Below are 13,710 nucleotides of genomic sequence, written 5' to 3'. Positions count from 1 at the left end.
ACCGAGGCGAACACATCCGCCACGAACAGCCCCAACGCGGCCCGTAATCGGTTCACTTCATGCGCATCCACACGACCAACATGCTCTTGATCAGCGCAAACGGATAGACCTAACGAAGCACTACTAGACGCCGTCGGCCGGACCGGGCCAGGCGTTGTAACGCACGAGGTACCCGGCGAACCGTTCCAGGTCCTCCCGCGACCACTGCGCGAGCCGTTCCCCGACGGCCGCACGGCGGCTCACGGTGACCTGGCCCAGGATGTGCCGGCCGGCCGCGGTCAGATGCAGCACCTGGACCCGGTGGTCCGCCGGGTCCTGGCGCCGCTCGACGAGCCCGGCCCGCTCCAGGGCGGTGACCTGACGGCTCACCGTGGACTTGTCCAGGGCGTAGTGGGCGGCCAGGTCGGTGGCGCGGCAGCCGTCGCGCTCCTCCAGATGCCCGAGGAGCGTGTACGACACCAGCGACAGCTCGGGATGCAGGCGCCCCGCCGAGGCCCGGGCCCGTCGCGCGAAGACCGTCATCTCGCGCTGGATCGTCTCCACGGCCGTTTCCGCTTCCATCGGACCTCCCTCGGCTACTGGTTGCAGAGTACAACTCAGGGCTCCCTGGGGTACGCTGACCGTCCGGTCGGGGGCGGTCCCTGCCGTGCGGCACCGAGGAGGTGAGACCCATCAACGCTGTGTCAGCTCGGGTGCTCCCTCTTCGCATCGGCGCGGATCACCGCCTGTAGGCCAGGTGACCGCAGGAGCGCCCTTCGGCTCTCGAAAGGCTCTCGGCTTCCATGCCCTCTTCGTCTTCCCGCTTCACCTCCCCCGACGCCGTCATCGCCGCCCTGCGCACCGCGGGCTGTGTCTTCGCCGAGGACGAGGCCCGGCTGATCCTCGCCGCCGCCCGTACCCCGGAAGAACTGGCCGACATGGTCGACCGCCGGGTCGTCGGCCACCCCCTCGAACTCGTCGTCGGCTGGGCCGAGTTCCGGGGACTGCGCGTCACCGTGGCCCCCGGTGTCTTCGTGCCGCGCCGCCGCACCGAGTTCCTCGTCGAGCAGGCCCTGGCCCTGGCGCCGGACGCCCGCGTCGTGGTGGACCTGTGCTGCGGCTCGGGTGCGGTCGGCGCCGCGCTCGCCGCCGCGCTGGGGCCCGTCGAGCTGCACGCCGCCGACATCGACCCGGCCGCGGTGGACTGCGCCCGCCGCAACACCGCCCACGCGGGCGGCCGAGTCCACACCGGCGACCTCTTCGAGGCCCTCCCCGCCGGCCTGCGCGGCCGTGTCGACATCCTCGCGGCCAACGTCCCCTACGTCCCCACCGAAGAGGTCGCCCTCCTGCCCACCGAGGCCCGCGACCACGAGCCCCTGGTCGCCCTGGACGGCGGTACGGACGGCCTGGACGTCCTGCGCCGGGTCGCGGCCGAGGCCCCTCGGTGGCTCGCCCCCGGCGGCTGCCTCCTCGTGGAGACCAGCGAACGCCAGGCGGCCGCCGCCGTCGACGCCTTCGCCCGCTGCGGCCTGACACCCCGCCTGGCGGTCTCGGACGAGCGGTACGCACACGTCGTGGTGGGCAGCAGGGCCCGGCCGGCGCTGACCTGACCGGGCGCTGTCAGGTCCAGTCCGGGGCCCACGTCCCGGCATCCGGCGGTTCGGGGCGGGTGGTGTGCAGGTGGGCCCGGAGGGCGGCGAGCGCCGGGTGGGAGTTGTCGGCGCGCCAGACCAGGGAGTGCGGGTAGACCGGTGTGGGCCCGTGCACCGGGATGCGGCGCAGGTCCTGCTCGGACGGCCAGGCCAGACGGGTCAGCTCGCCGACCAGGGTCGCCAGGGCGGGGGAGTCGGCGATGGTGTCGAGCAGGGGATCGGTGCCGAAGTCGGGGCCGGTGACCTCGATCGTGAGGCCGAAGGCGGCGGCGAGGTCGTCGTAGTAGGTGCCCCACTCGGTTCCGGCGACCAGGCCGGGCATCCAGATGCGGTGCCCGGCCAGCCGGGACGGGGGCACCGAGCGGGCTCCCGCGAGCGCGTGGCCGGGACCGGTGAGCAACTGGACCGGCTCGTCGTAGACCCGCATGGACTCGATGCCGTCGGCCGGGTGCCCCGCGGGGTGCGCGACGGCGCGGAAGGTGGCGTCGATGGTGCCGGACCGGAGGGCGGCCAGGGCCGCGTCGGCGTCGAAGAGGGTGACGACGTCGAGCTCGATGCCGGGATGCGTGCGATGGAAGGCGCGCAGCAGCTCCGCGGGGGCGAGGCGACGGCCGATCACGTCGACGCGCAGGGCGCGGCTGCCCGGCCGTACCGAGGCGGCCGCCCGTTCCGCCGCCCGGAGCAGTTCGCGGGCGTGCGGCAGGAAGGCCTGTCCGTCGATGGTCAGCCGGGCGCCGCGCGGGGTGCGGGTGAACAGCCGTACCCCGAGCTCCTTCTCCAGCGCGGCCACCCGCTTCGACACGGCCTGCTGGGTGACCGCCAGCCGGTCCGCGGCCCCCTGGAACAGCCCCGCGTCCGCCACGGCGACGAAGGTGCGTACGGCGTCGAGATCCATACGGGGAGCCTAGGAGATCACCGCACAACCCCCGGTTGTGGCCGGGCGGGCCCGCGGTTGTTTGATCGGCGGGCCCGGCAGCCGGTTGGATGGCGTCGGTCAACGTGAGGTGGTCGACGAGGGAGCTTCGGGCGTGGACGCGAGACGGTCGCTGGGACGGCGATTCCGGTGGCTGTGGGCGGCCTACGCGGTCAGCGCGTTCGGCACCTCGCTGTCGTTCGGCGCCTTCCCCCTGATCGCCGTCCTCGTGCTGCACGCCGGCCCGGCCGCGGTGTCCGCGCTGGCGGCCGCCGGACTCGCGGTCGGGGCGGCGGTCGCCGTACCGCTCGGGCCCTGGGTGGAGTTCCGCCGCAAGAGGCCGGTAATGGTCGCGATGGACCTCGTCCGGTTCGCCGCCCTGCTGAGCGTCCCCGCCGCCTACGCGCTCGGGGCGCTCACCTTCGTCCAGCTGCTGCTCGTGTCGGTGGTCGTCGCGGCGGCCGACATCACCTTCTCCGCCGCCTCCGGGGCCTTCCTCAAGTCCCTCCTGGACCGCGACGACCTGCTGATCGCCAACGGACGGTTCGAGGCCACGAACTGGACCACGATCGTGATCGGACCGCCCCTCGGCGGTGCCGCCATCGGGGTCCTCGGGCCCGTGACGACCCTGCTGGCGGACGCCGTCAGCTATCTGCTGTCGGCGCTGGGGATCCGCGCGATCGGCGGCGGTGAGCTGCCGCCCGAGAGGACCCGGGCGGCGAAGGGGTCCCTTCTGGAGGGCTGGCGGCACATCCTGGCCAGCCCGGTCCTGCGCCCGCTGTTCTTCAACACGGTCCTCGTCAACGCCCTGATCATGGTGCCGGTGCCGCTGCTGACGGTCCTGATGCTCGGGCCGCTCGGCTTCGCCCCCTGGCAGTACGCTCTCGCCTTCTCGGTGCCCTGCCTCGGCGGCCTGCTCGGCTCACGGATCGCGCGCCCCCTGGTCGCCCGGTTCGGACAGCACCGGGTCCTGATCACCTCGGGCGTCCTGCGCGCGTGCTGGCCCCTCGGCCTGGCGTTCGTCGGCCCCGGCACGACCGGACTGCTGCTCGTGATGGCCGTCGAGCTCGGGGTCATCACCTCCTGCGCCGTCTTCAACCCGGTGTTCGCCACGCACCGGCTGGAGATGACGCCGACGGACCGGGTGGTCCGTACGCTCTCCGCCTGGTCGGCGACCGGCAAGCTGATCACCGCGGCTCTGACCGCCCTGTGGGGCGTCATGGCGGCCTTCACCGGAACCCGTGAGGCGATCGCGCTCGCCGGTCTCCTGCTGCTGGCCACCCCGCTCCTGCTGCCCCGTCGACCCGCCGCCGCGCCCGCGGTCGACCAGGACGCCCTGCCCTCCTCCGCCGGGCCGGCGTGACTCGGGCCGCGCGGGCGGGGCCGAGTCCGGGTAGAGGTTCCTGGCGTCGGGGTCGAGGAAGCCCAGGCAGACAGCGGCCCAAGGTCCTGGGCGGTGCCCTGTTCGCGGGCCACGCCCACAGCGGCGATCTGCCGCCGTCCGCGGCCACAAGCGATCAGCCCCGCGCTGCTGCGGATGATGGAGGGCCGGCACCGCACCCCGGCCGTGGTCGGTGCTGACCCCTGCCGGCACCGCGACCTCCTCGCGACGCAGACCCGCCACCCGACGCCGGGTCCCGGCCTGGCTCAGGTGACCGTCCCCCCCCCACGGGCGGGAGCCGACCGCTGCAGCCCCCGTCACCGTAGGCGCCTGTGGCGTACGTCCCTCAGGGCGCCGGCGTCTGTACCCGGGCGATCAGCAGGGCCACGTCGTCGGAGTTGTCCGGCTGGTGCAGGGTGCGCAGCAGGAGGTCGCAGATGTCCTCCAGGGGCCCGTCGGGGCTGTCGAGGAGGTCGAGGAGGGCGTCCAGGCGCTCGTCGAGGGGATGCTGGCGGGTCTCGACGAGACCGTCCGTGTAGAGCACGAGCCGGTCACCGGGGGCGAGGTCGACGGTGGTCGTGGAGAAGGCGACACCGCCCACGCCCAGCGGCGCCCCCGTGGGCAGTTCGAGCAGTTCGGGCGGACGGCCGGGGCGCAGCCGCACCGGGGGCAGATGCCCGGCGTTGGCGATCCGGCACTGGCCGAGCCGCGGATCGTGCACGGCGTACACGCACGTGGCGATGGAGTGGTCCAGTTCCTCGGTGATCCGGTCGAGGTGTTCGAGGAGCCTGGCCGGGTCGAGGTCCAGGGAGGCCAGGGTGTTGGTCGCGGTGCGCAGCCGGCCCATGGTCGCGGCGGCGGTGATGCCGCTGCCCATCACGTCGCCCACGACGAGCGCGGTCTTGCCCTCGTCCAGCGGGATCACGTCGAACCAGTCGCCGCCGACCTCGGCGGTGGCGCCCGCCGGCTGGTAGCGGGAGGCGACTTCCAGACCGCCGGTCACGGGCGGGTGGCTGGGCAGGAGGCTGCGCTGGAGGGTCAGGGCGGTGTTGCGGGCGTCCTGGTACCAGCGGGCGTTGTCGATCTGCACGGCCGCGCGGGCCGCCAGCTCCCGTGCCAGCAGCAGGTCGTCCTCGCCGAAGGGCTCCGGGTTGTGGACGCGCTTGAGGTCGAGGGCGCCGAGCACCTCGCCCCGCGCGATCAGCGGCACGGCCAGATACGAGTGCACGCCGACCCTGGCGAGGAGCGCGGCCGCCTCCGGTGAGCGGGCGATGCGGAGCAGGTCCTCGGGGCCGACCTGCGCCACCAGGACCGGGCTTCCCGTGCGCACGCACTCGGTGACCAGGCGGTCGGGGGCGTACCGGGCGACCTGGCCGGGCGGATCGGCGGCGGCCAGGGCGTCGGGGGCACCGGACGCCTCGACGGCCAGAGGGTGCATCACGGCGGGCTCGGTGGGCCGCAGCGTGCTCGGTCTGCCCCGGACCACCGCCTCCAGCAGGTCCACGGCCGCCACGTCGGCGAGCTCCGGTACGGCCACGTCGGCCAGCTCGCGGGCGGTGCGGTCCAGGTCGAGGGTGGTGCCGATGCGGGCGGAGGCGTCCGCGACGAGCGCGAGGCGGCGCCGGGCCGTCTCGGCCTCCACGGTCGCCAGGTGCTGCTCGGTGACGTCCAGGATCGAGCTTGCCACCCCGAGGACGGTCCCGAGCGCGTCCTCCAGGCGGTACAGCGACACCGACCAGGCGTGGTCCGCGTCGGGATCGGCAGGCGTACGGCCGACCGTGTGCTGGTCGACCAGCGGCCTGCCGGTCCGCAGCACCTCGCGGGCGGCGGCCTCGAAGCGGTTCACGTCGAGATGGGGCAGCACCTCGCCGATCTTGCGTCCCACGTGTTCCTCGGCCGGGACGCCGTTCATCCGCTCAAGGGCCGGGTTCACCGAGACGTAGCGCAGCTCGGTGTCCAGCACCGCCAGTCCGGTCGGGGACTGGGAGATCATCCGTGTCGACAGCGCCACGTCCCGCTCCAGGCGGCGCACGGTCGACTGGTCGGCGCACAGCCCGAGCGCGTAGACGTCGCCGTGGTCGTCCAGCAGCCGCATGTTGCGGAACTCCACCAGCGTGGTGCCGCCGTCCTTGCGCCGTATGGGGAACGCGCCGGCCCAGCTCTGGCCGGTCTCCATGACGTCGGCGAAGAGCTTGACGACCAGGTCGGCGTGCTGTTCGTGGATCATCAGATGGGCGGCGTACTGCCCCAGCGCCTCCTGGGCGCTGTAGCCGAACAGCTCCTCGGCCTGCGGGCTCCACAGCACGATGCGGCCCTCGGCGTCCAGCACCACCGAGGCCATGCCCAGCTCGTCCAGCAGCCCGCTCGGCCGTACTGGCCCGCGCGGGGGCTCTGCGCCCTCCGGCGCGGGTATCCCGGCTGCACCCATTGCACGAACCGCCTTCGACCGTCCTCGCGGCACGCCGTACCCCCGTGCCGACTCCCCTTGTTCTACCGCGCTCAACCGTCTCTGTGACCACGCGGTCGTGTTCTTCCACCATCCCTCAACACGAGGGCGCGCGTCCGGTGAAGTGCGCCGGGGTGACGAAGGCCGCTTGTTCACTTGATTGGCCTGTACATGACCGTCGTGGGGGCGCCAGACTGTGCGCCGACCCAGCTCGCCTTCGCCCCAGGAGCCTCAGGAGTCCTCCATGCCGCTGCGCGCCAGACAGCGTTGTCACGCCGTTCTCGCCGCCCTCGTCACCCTCACCGCCACGGCCCTGCTGGCCGCCGCGCCGCCGACCTCGGCCGCGGACACCTGGACCGAGGTCGGTTCCGACCGCGCCGACCCGCTCACCGAGAGCCAGGGCCTCACCTCGGTCGAGGTCCCCGCCGGTTCCGCCAACCGGTACACCGGCATCGGCACCATCCCGATCGGCGTCTCCGCCCGCGGCTGGAACCATGTGGGTGACCCCGACGCCTCCTACGACGGGCACTACATCGAGCCCTACCAGGCCGACTCCGGCACCGCGAAGATGTACCGCGTGAAGGCGCCCGACGGGACCTGGTCCGAGTACGTCCACACGCTCAGCCCGGGCGAGGCGCTCAACAACTCCTGGGCCGCCGTCTCGCCCGACGGGCAGTGGATGCTGTCCGGAGAGTGGGGCACCATGACCCGCTTCCTGGTCTTCCCGACGCCCGGCGTCAACGCGAGCACCTCGCCCTCGGCGAACCTCCCCCAGGCGGCGACCGTCACCCTCGACCACGCCGTCCGGGACGTACAGGGCTGCGACTTCCTGAGCGCCACCCGGCTGCTGTGCTCCTCCGACGACCCGGCGGGCACGCTCTTCGGCTACACCAAGCCGCTCCTCCAGGTCGACCTGAGCGCCGCTCCCACCGGCTCGGCGAACGTCACCGGGCATGTCACCGCACTGCGCCAACTGCCCCTGCGGAGTTCCTGCTCGGGCGAGTTCGAGGCGGAGGGCATCGACTACGACCGCCGCACCGCGACCCTGCGTGTGATCGTCGTCTCGCCCGGCTTCTGCGTCCTGACGGACAGCAAGACCTACCGTTTCACCAGGAGTTGAGCCTCTTACGGGCGGGTGCCGGCCCTCGCCGAAATGGGGGTCGGCACCGATGGCGGGGCCAGGGGGCCGGATGCGACGGTGGCATGAACACCGACCACAGCAAGGAGATCTCGCATCCATCCCCGTGACACGCAGCACGCACGTCCTGTCGCGCCGCCGGGGGAGGTGACCGGTGGGACACGCTGACACCCTGCTCGCCATGGGCGGCGCGTTCCTCGCCGCCGCGTTCCTCGCCCGGCTCGGCGGCCGGATCGGACTTCCGACCATCCCCCTGTTCATGCTCGCCGGCATCCTCCTGGGCCCGCACACCCCCGGCTTCGTCCTGGTCGAGGACGCGCACGACTTCGAGATGCTCTCCGCGCTCGGCCTGGTGCTGCTGCTGTTCTACCTGGGCCTGGAGTTCCACGTCGACGACCTGCGCACCGGCGGCAGACGTCTGCTCGCGGCGGGCGGGATCTACCTCGTGGCGAACGTCGGCGCGGGGCTCGGCTTCGGGTTCGCGCTGGGCTGGGGGAGCCGCGAGGCGCTGGTGCTCGCCGGGGTGCTCGGCATCTCGTCGTCCGCGATCGTCACGAAGATCCTCATCGACCTGGGGCGGATCGGCCGCCCCGAGACCCGGCTGATCCTCGGCGTGATCGTCGTCGAGGACATCTTCCTCGCGCTCTACCTCGCGGCCCTCCAGCCGGTCATCAGCGGCGCGCACGGACCTGTGGAAGTGCTCCTCCAGGCGGGCAAGGCCTTCGGCTTCCTGCTGGTGCTGGCCGCCGCCGCCCGGTACGGGACGCGCTGGATCGGCCGGCTGGTCCAGGTTCGGGACGACGAACTGCTGGTCATCAGCTTCCTCGGCGCCGCGGTGTTCGTCGCGGGGGTCTCCGAGGTGCTCGGTGTCGCCGACGCCATCGGGGCCTTCATGGTGGGCCTGATCATGGCCGGCACACCCTCCGGACCACGCATCCGCCGACTGGTGCACCCGCTGCGGGACGCCTTCGCCGCGATCTTCTTCTTCGCCTTCGGGCTGTCCATCGACCCCGGCGTGGTCACGTCCGTCGCCGGACCCGTCGCCGCGGCGGCCGTGGTGACGGTCGTGATGAACATCGTCGCCGGCCTGCTCGTCGCCCGTCTCTACGGCTACGGCGCCGAGCCCGCCGCCGACATCGCCACGACCCTCGTGGCCCGCGGCGAATTCGCCCTGATCCTCGGCGCGATGGCGGCCAGCGCCGGGCTCGACGCACGTCTGGCGCCGTTCATCGCCGGGTATGTCCTCCTCCTGGCCGTTCTCGGCCCCGTCGCCGCGGGGCGGGCCCATCTGCTGGCCCGGGTGCTGGGTTCACGCCACGCCCGGAAGCAGGGGGACGACACCGCGCAGGCGCCGGTCTCCGTCGCCGTGGGGGCGGACGCCGAACGGTAGGGCCGTGTGAAGGAGGAGTCATGCGCCAGCCCGACGACGAACACCTGATCGATCTCGCGGCACGGCTGGAGCGTGACGACCCACGGTTCGCCCGCGCGCTGGGGTCGGGCCGGCCGGCCCGACCCCGTGAGTACCGGCGCGCGGGCGCCTGGGGGACCCTTGCCGTCGCCCTGGCCCTGCTGTCCTCGGGCATGGCCCTGCCCGAGGGCATCCTCGTGGCGGCGGGCCTGGTGCTCGCCGGAATCGCCGTTCCCCTGTTCGACCCGCACCGGGACCGGCCGCCGCGCTGACGGCCTCGCCGGTAGTGCTCCGGGAAAGGGGGTGCTTTTCTGGGGGTGTGGCGCGGCTCGCGGGGAACCCGTCGGTCCGGTCATCGCCATGAGAGGAGCGACCACGATGGATCATGAGCGAGCGCACGACGAGTCCGTCTCGCTGGAGATCAGCGGATGCAGCGCGGAGGACGCCCGGATCGTGTTCGACACGCTGGGCACGTGCTTCCAGTCGGACCGCGGTGCCGACGAGGTGCCGCAGCAGTTGCACGAGACGCGGCCCATGGTGTGGCTGGGGACGTTCGAGGTGACCGAGGCGAGGTCGTGCCCGCCGCCCGCGCGGTTGTCGTCGTCCGTGGAGGCCGACGCACAGGGCGGGTACTGGGCCATCGAGAGGCTCCGCGAGACCCTGGACTCCATGTTCACGGTGCGGGACCTCGCGTCCGCGTCGGGCGACCAGGAGCGCGAGCTCCACGTGAGGCTGGAGAGCCGCTGACCCTCAGCGGCGCCGAGGTGGCCGGTCGCGGTTCCCCGCACTCGTGCGGACGCGCGACCGGCCACCCCGGCCACCCGGTGATGAGCCCTGCCGCACCGGCACCACCACCATCTCGGCGACGTGGACGTTCGGCGGGGCAGCGGCCGCGAAGGCGATGGCCTCCGCGATGTCCGTCGCGGTCAGGGGTGTCAGACCGGCGCGGATGCGGGACAGGGACTCCCGGGCCCCGGCGTCCCGCATGTCCGCGCCCGGCTCGGTGGCCGTGACCCCGGGCTCGATGTTCTTCACCGCTGCGGCCGCTTTGGTGGCGCAGTGGACGGACCGGCCGGGGAAGAGCAGATGGCCGCCGACCGAGCCGACGTGGACGAGGTCCGCACGGCCGCCGCCGCAGGCCGTGGCGAGCAGGCCGTCCGTGAAGGCGCGGGCGGTGTGCAGCAGGGCCCGCGGGTTGACGTCGATCATTCGGTCCGACTCGTCGGTCCCGGCCCGCTCGAAGGGGGCGCCGAGCACGACGCCGGCGTTGGCCACGACCAGGTCCACGGTGCCGAGCGCACCGGTGACGGTGGCGGCCCCCGCGACCGCCTCGGCGTCGGTCAGGTCCACGGAGACGGCCAGGACCCGCCCGTCGGCCGTACCGCCCAGCTCGTCGGCCAGTGCCTTGAGCCGGTCCTCGCGACGCCCCAGCAGGGGGACAGGGCTGTGACCAGGTTGTATTGCTCCGAGGAGGGCGGGCCGACGAGATTCGGTGCGGTGGCTTCTCGGTCCGGGCCGGGGGCGTCCGCGGTGAGCCCGGTTCAGGGCTGTGAGCAGGTCGTGGCGCCGCTGCCGATGCGGAGCGTAGGAGTATCGCGCCCACCTTGCGGGCTCCCGTGGCGTGGTGGCCGGGCCTAGGGTCGGCGTCATGGACAGCGAGAACAGGCTCGGCCTCTTTCTGCGTGCCCGTCGTGCTCTGGTCCGGCCCGAGGACGCGGGGCTCCCCGCCGGGACCCGGCGTCGGGTGGCGGGTCTGCGCCGCGAGGAGGTCGCGGTGCTGGCCGGGGTCAGCACCGACTACTACGTCCGTCTGGAACAGGGCCGTGAGCGCACTCCCTCGGCACAGGTCGTCGACGCGCTGGCCCGGGTGCTGTGCCTGGAGGACGACGCGAGCGACCACCTGCACCGCCTGGCACGCCCCGCCGCTAGCCGCTCACGTCCGCGGCCGGAAGCAGTCAGCCCCGCGCTGCTGCGGATGATGGCGGGCTGGCACCGCACCCCGGCCGTGGTCCTGGGCCGCTGTCTGACCGTCCTCGCCCACAACGTCCTGGGCGGTGCCCTGTTCGCGGGCCACGCCCACAGCGGCGATCTGCCACGGCTGGTCTTCCTCGACCCCGACGCGAGGGACTTCTACCCGGACTGGGAGTCGGTGGCCATGAACACCGTGGCCGCGCTGCGGGCCGGTGCCGAGGCCGCCCGCGACGATCCGCGGATGATCGCCACGGTCGGTGAACTCTCCCTGCGCAGCGAGGAGTTCCGCGCGCTCTGGGCCCGTCACGACATCCGCCGCAAGACCCGTGAGAGCAAACGCTTCCGGCATCCACTGGTCGGCGAACTGACCCTCGACTACGAGTCACTGACCGTCAACAGCGCCCCCGACCAGCAACTGGTCGTCTACCAGGCCGAGCCCGGGAGCTCCTCGGAACAGGCACTCGCCCTGCTCGGCAGCCTCGCCGCAGCCGCGGGCCCCGCGGACTCCGCAGCCCCTGTGGCACCCCGGGACCGAACGGCCGACGCCGACTCCTGAGGGCGGGCACCACGTGGTTCGTATCACCCCGTGCCGATTGTGCAACTAGTTGCATAAAGGGGTCGGGGTCCTCTACAACAGAGAGGCACGAGACCGCGACGGAGGGGCCCCGATGAGCCGTTACCCGAACCTGCTGAACCCGCTCGACCTGGGCTTCACCACGCTGCCCAACCGCGTGCTGATGGGTTCCATGCACATCGGCCTGGAGGAGGCCGAGCGCGGCTTCGAGCGCATGGCCGCCTTCTACGCGGAGCGGGCACGCGGGGGAGTGGGCCTGATCGTCACCGGCGGCATCGCGCCCAACGACGAGGGCCGGCCCGCCGAGGGCGGCGCCAAGCTCACCACGGACGCGGAGGCCGAGCAGCACCGGGTCATCACCGAGGCGGTGCACCGCGAGGGCGGCCGGATCGCGATGCAGATCCTGCACTTCGGCCGGTACGCCTATCACCGGGACCTCGTCGCCCCGAGCCCCCTCCAGGCGCCGATCAGCCCCTTCGTCCCCCGCGAGCTCACCGCCGACGAGGTCGAGCGGACCATCGACAACTACGCCCGCGCCTCCCGCCTCGCCCGGCAGGCCGGCTACGACGGCGTCGAGATCATGGGCTCCGAGGGCTACCTCATCAACGAGTTCATCGCCGCCCAGACCAACCACCGCACCGACGCCTGGGGCGGCTCGTACGAGAACCGCATGCGCTTCCCGGTGGAGATCGTGCGGCGGGTGCGCGAGGCCGTCGGCGAGGACTTCATCATCGTCTACCGGCTGTCCATGCTGGACCTCGTCCCGGGCGGCTCCACGCTCGACGAGGTGATCACCCTCGCCAGGGCCGTCGAGGCCGCCGGGGCCACGATCATCAACACCGGCATCGGCTGGCACGAGGCCCGCATCCCCACCATCGCGACCTCGGTGCCGCGCGGCGCCTACACCTGGGTGACCAAGCGCCTCATGGGCGAGGTGTCGATCCCCCTCGTGACCACCAACCGCATCAACACCCCTGAGCTGGCGGAGGAGTTGCTCGCCGACGGGTACGCGGACATGGTGTCCGTGGCCCGCCCGATGCTCGCCGACCCGGAGTTCGTGAACAAGGCGGCGGAGGGCCGGCCCGAGGCCATCAACACCTGCATCGGCTGCAACCAGGCCTGTCTCGACCACACCTTCAGCGGGAGGATCACCTCCTGCCTGGTCAACCCGCGCGCCTGCCACGAGACCGAGCTGGTGCTGGCCCCGACCCGGCTGAAGAAGCGGGTCGCCGTCGTCGGAGCCGGTCCCGCGGGCCTCGCCTGCGCGGTCTCCGCCGCCGAACGCGGCCACCAGGTCACCCTGTTCGACGCCGCGAGCGAGATCGGCGGTCAGCTCAACGTGGCCCGCCAGGTCCCCGGCAAGCAGGAGTTCGACGAGACGATCCGCTACTTCCGCCACCAACTCGACGCCCACGGCGTGGACGTACGGCTCAACACCCCCGTGTCCTCGGGTGACTTGGACGCCTACGACGAGGTCGTGGTGGCCACCGGCGTCAGCCCGCGCACCCCCGACATCCCCGGCGTCGACCACCCGAGCGTCGTCGGCTACCTCGACGTGCTGCGCGGCGACGCCCCCGTCGGCGACCGGGTCGCGATCCTCGGCGCCGGGGGCATCGGCTTCGACGTCGCCGAGTTCCTCACCGACGGCGGCGACAAGGCGAGCGAGGACCCGGCGACGTACTTCCGCCAGTGGGGCGTCGACATGGACTACACGGCACCCGGCGGACTCAGGGCCCCCGAACGCCCCGCCCCGCCGCGCACCGTGCACCTCCTCCAGCGCAAGACCAGCAAGGTCGGCGCCGGGCTCGGCAAGACCACCGGCTGGATCCACCGCACCGAGCTCAAGCACCGGGGCGTCACCATGGTCCCGGGCGTGCGCTACGACCGTGTCGACGACGCCGGGCTGCACATCACCGTCGGCGAGGAGAGCACGGTCCTGGAGGTCGACACCATCGTGCTGTGCACCGGCCAGGAACCGCGCCGGGACCTGTACGAGGAGCTCGTCGCCGCGGGCCGCAGCGCGCACCTGATCGGCGGTGCCGACGTGGCCGCCGAGCTGGACGCCAAGCGGGCGATCAAGCAGGGCACCGAGGTCGCGGCCGCCCTCTGAGGGGCGTCCCTAGGAGTCTCAATGACGAAGTCAAGCCGCCTGCGTGAGCGGCGGGACGGAGGTGAAGATCCTTCCGTCACGCAAGAGCGCCCACAGGACGCTGGCCCGCCGACGGGCCAGGGCGATGACGGCTTGGAC

At 72.8% G+C, this 13,710-nt stretch carries 12 protein-coding genes; 8 read left to right on the top strand and 4 right to left on the bottom strand.

All coding sequences use genetic code 11. The features are described 5' to 3' along the window. Window positions 1-123 precede the first annotated feature (123 nt). Complete coding sequence (locus EHS43_RS22010) at window positions 124-561, bottom strand: MarR family winged helix-turn-helix transcriptional regulator (RefSeq protein WP_125192489.1); 438 nt, start codon at window positions 559-561, stop codon at window positions 124-126. Window positions 562-782: 221 nt separating this feature from the next. Between EHS43_RS22010 and EHS43_RS22005 the strand changes: the two genes are divergently transcribed. Continuing rightward, entirely contained in the window at window positions 783-1,589 is an 807-nt protein-coding gene (locus tag EHS43_RS22005) for a putative protein N(5)-glutamine methyltransferase (RefSeq protein ID WP_125192488.1), read from the top strand. Between the two features lie 10 nt (window positions 1,590-1,599). Here the strand turns inward: EHS43_RS22005 and EHS43_RS22000 are convergent, their stop codons facing one another. Continuing rightward, on the bottom strand, window positions 1,600-2,526 hold the full coding sequence (locus EHS43_RS22000; RefSeq protein ID WP_125192487.1) for a LysR family transcriptional regulator: 927 nt from the start codon (window positions 2,524-2,526) through the stop codon (window positions 1,600-1,602). Window positions 2,527-2,659: 133 nt separating this feature from the next. Between EHS43_RS22000 and EHS43_RS21995 the strand changes: the two genes are divergently transcribed. Continuing rightward, complete coding sequence (locus tag EHS43_RS21995; RefSeq protein ID WP_125192486.1) at window positions 2,660-3,907, top strand: MFS transporter; 1,248 nt, start codon at window positions 2,660-2,662, stop codon at window positions 3,905-3,907. Between the two features lie 364 nt (window positions 3,908-4,271). On the opposite strand, the gene EHS43_RS21990 is transcribed toward EHS43_RS21995, so the two are convergent. Beyond that, on the bottom strand, window positions 4,272-6,353 hold the full coding sequence (locus tag EHS43_RS21990) for a SpoIIE family protein phosphatase (protein ID WP_125192485.1): 2,082 nt from the start codon (window positions 6,351-6,353) through the stop codon (window positions 4,272-4,274). Window positions 6,354-6,615: 262 nt separating this feature from the next. Here EHS43_RS21990 and EHS43_RS21985 point away from each other — a divergent pair, with 262 nt between their 5' ends. The 4 genes from EHS43_RS21985 (at window position 6,616) to EHS43_RS21970 (ending at window position 9,664) form a co-directional block, all read left to right on the top strand. Further along, a complete protein-coding gene (locus EHS43_RS21985; protein ID WP_125192484.1) occupies window positions 6,616-7,491 on the top strand; it encodes a hypothetical protein in 876 nt (291 codons plus the stop codon). A 172-nt stretch (window positions 7,492-7,663) separates the two neighbouring features. Then, window positions 7,664-8,899 (top strand): cation:proton antiporter, encoded by a 1,236-nt coding sequence (locus tag EHS43_RS21980; protein WP_125192483.1) that lies wholly within the window; start codon window positions 7,664-7,666, stop codon window positions 8,897-8,899. 20 nt (window positions 8,900-8,919) lie between these two features. Then, complete coding sequence (locus EHS43_RS21975; protein ID WP_125192482.1) at window positions 8,920-9,189, top strand: DUF3040 domain-containing protein; 270 nt, start codon at window positions 8,920-8,922, stop codon at window positions 9,187-9,189. A 106-nt stretch (window positions 9,190-9,295) separates the two neighbouring features. Further along, window positions 9,296-9,664 (top strand): hypothetical protein, encoded by a 369-nt coding sequence (locus EHS43_RS21970; RefSeq protein ID WP_125192481.1) that lies wholly within the window; start codon window positions 9,296-9,298, stop codon window positions 9,662-9,664. Window positions 9,665-9,667: 3 nt separating this feature from the next. On the opposite strand, the gene EHS43_RS21965 is transcribed toward EHS43_RS21970, so the two are convergent. Then, window positions 9,668-10,567, bottom strand: coding sequence for an SDR family oxidoreductase (locus tag EHS43_RS21965; RefSeq protein WP_125192480.1), 900 nt, complete (start codon window positions 10,565-10,567; stop codon window positions 9,668-9,670). Here EHS43_RS21965 and EHS43_RS21960 point away from each other — a divergent pair. Both EHS43_RS21960 and EHS43_RS21955 read left to right on the top strand, forming a co-directional pair. Beyond that, window positions 10,566-11,444, top strand: a complete 879-nt coding sequence (locus EHS43_RS21960) for a helix-turn-helix transcriptional regulator (protein WP_125192479.1) — start codon at window positions 10,566-10,568, stop codon at window positions 11,442-11,444. The genes EHS43_RS21965 and EHS43_RS21960 overlap by 2 nt on opposite strands. A gap of 112 nt (window positions 11,445-11,556) precedes the next feature. Further along, entirely contained in the window at window positions 11,557-13,572 is a 2,016-nt protein-coding gene (locus EHS43_RS21955) for an NADPH-dependent 2,4-dienoyl-CoA reductase (protein WP_125192478.1), read from the top strand. Window positions 13,573-13,710 lie beyond the last annotated feature (138 nt).

Source organism: Streptomyces sp. RP5T (assembly GCF_003933965.1).
Lineage (GTDB): Bacteria > Actinomycetota > Actinomycetes > Streptomycetales > Streptomycetaceae > Streptomyces.
Note: the sequence above shows the minus strand (reverse complement) of the source record. Positions and strands in the feature narration are given on the sequence as shown.

Coding starts and splice junctions, on each gene's coding strand:
- EHS43_RS22010 (WP_125192489.1), bottom strand. CDS start 561: ATGGAAGCGGAAACGGCCGTGGAGACGATCCAGCGCGAGATGACGGTC.
- EHS43_RS22005 (WP_125192488.1), top strand. CDS start 783: ATGCCCTCTTCGTCTTCCCGCTTCACCTCCCCCGACGCCGTCATCGCC.
- EHS43_RS22000 (WP_125192487.1), bottom strand. CDS start 2,526: ATGGATCTCGACGCCGTACGCACCTTCGTCGCCGTGGCGGACGCGGGG.
- EHS43_RS21990 (WP_125192485.1), bottom strand. CDS start 6,353: ATGGGTGCAGCCGGGATACCCGCGCCGGAGGGCGCAGAGCCCCCGCGC.
- EHS43_RS21985 (WP_125192484.1), top strand. CDS start 6,616: ATGCCGCTGCGCGCCAGACAGCGTTGTCACGCCGTTCTCGCCGCCCTC.
- EHS43_RS21975 (WP_125192482.1), top strand. CDS start 8,920: ATGCGCCAGCCCGACGACGAACACCTGATCGATCTCGCGGCACGGCTG.
- EHS43_RS21970 (WP_125192481.1), top strand. CDS start 9,296: ATGGATCATGAGCGAGCGCACGACGAGTCCGTCTCGCTGGAGATCAGC.
- EHS43_RS21960 (WP_125192479.1), top strand. CDS start 10,566: ATGGACAGCGAGAACAGGCTCGGCCTCTTTCTGCGTGCCCGTCGTGCT.
- EHS43_RS21965 (WP_125192480.1), bottom strand. CDS start 10,567: ATGACGCCGACCCTAGGCCCGGCCACCACGCCACGGGAGCCCGCAAGG.
- EHS43_RS21955 (WP_125192478.1), top strand. CDS start 11,557: ATGAGCCGTTACCCGAACCTGCTGAACCCGCTCGACCTGGGCTTCACC.